The 1,094-nt window shown below is 64.1% G+C and carries 1 protein-coding gene and 1 pseudogene; both read left to right on the forward strand.

Going from position 1 to position 1,094, the window contains the following annotated elements:
• Positions 1-504 (forward strand): IS3 family transposase (locus ACYVIH_RS12475; RefSeq protein WP_460869779.1); only part of this gene is annotated, 504 nt, incomplete at its 5' end.
• A 24-nt stretch (positions 505-528) separates the two neighbouring features.
• Positions 529-1,094: pseudogene (locus ACYVIH_RS12480) on the forward strand (IS256 family transposase); the annotation flags it as partial.

Genomic DNA, 1,094 nt, shown 5'->3' on the forward strand with positions numbered 1-1,094 from the left:
CCAAACGAGCTATGGCTTTCGGACATCACGGAACACTGGACCGGGGAAGGCAAGCTCTACCTGTGTGCGGTGAAAGACGTGTTCTCGAACCGGATCGTGGGGTACGCGATCGATAAGCGAATGAAAGCATCACTCGCAGTGAGAGCGCTCGAGAACGCGCTCATGCAGCGCGGTTACCCGCAGGGGGTGATTGTGCACTCGGACCGTGGCAGTCACTTTCGGAGCCGGAAGTTTCAGAAGGCACTGAAACGGCACAAGCTCTCCGGATCGATGGGTCGTGTGGGGACGTGTGGCGATAATGCGGCGATGGAGAGCTTCTTCTCACTGCTACAGAAGAACGTCCTCGACCGGGGTTCGTGGCGAACCCGGCAAGAGCTGCGCCTCGCGATCGTGGCGTGGATCGAGGGGAAGTATCACCGCAAGCGCCGGCAGCGCAGGCTCGGGAAGCTGACGCCGGTCGAGTTCGAGGCCATAATGATGGATGCTGTCGGCCTGGCGGCATAAACCCCGGACTCAACTAAACCTTCAGCAGACCCCTACCTCGCCGGCGTGTCCACACGCCGGATGGACAAGCTCGTCAAGACCCTCGGGATTCACTCGCTGTCGAAGTCGCAGGTGTCCCGGATGGCGGCGGAGCTCGATGAACACGTCGAGCAGTTTCGACACCGTCCGCTCGACGACGCCGGTCCGTTTACCTTCGTTGCCGCCGACGCGCTCACCATGAAAGTTCGCGAGGGCGGACGCGTCATAGGCGCAGTGGTGCTGGTCGCGACCGGCGTCAACGGCGACGGGCGCCGCGAGGTGCTCGGCCTGCGCGTGGCCACCAGCGAGACAGGGGCGGCCTGGAACTCGTTCTTCGCCGACCTCGTCGCCCGCGGTCTCGGAGGCGTCCGCCTCGTCACCAGCGACGCCCACTCAGGCCTCGTCGAAGCAATCGCAGCGAACCTGCCCGGTGCTGTTTGGCAGCGCTGTCGCACGCACTACGCGGCGAACCCGATGAGTGTGACACCGAAGGCCATGTGGCCGGCGGTCAAAGCGCTGCTGCACTCCATCTACGACCAGCCCGACGCCGAGGCGGTGCACGCCCAGTTCGA

The sequence above is a fragment of the Nocardioides pakistanensis genome, from assembly GCF_054781215.1.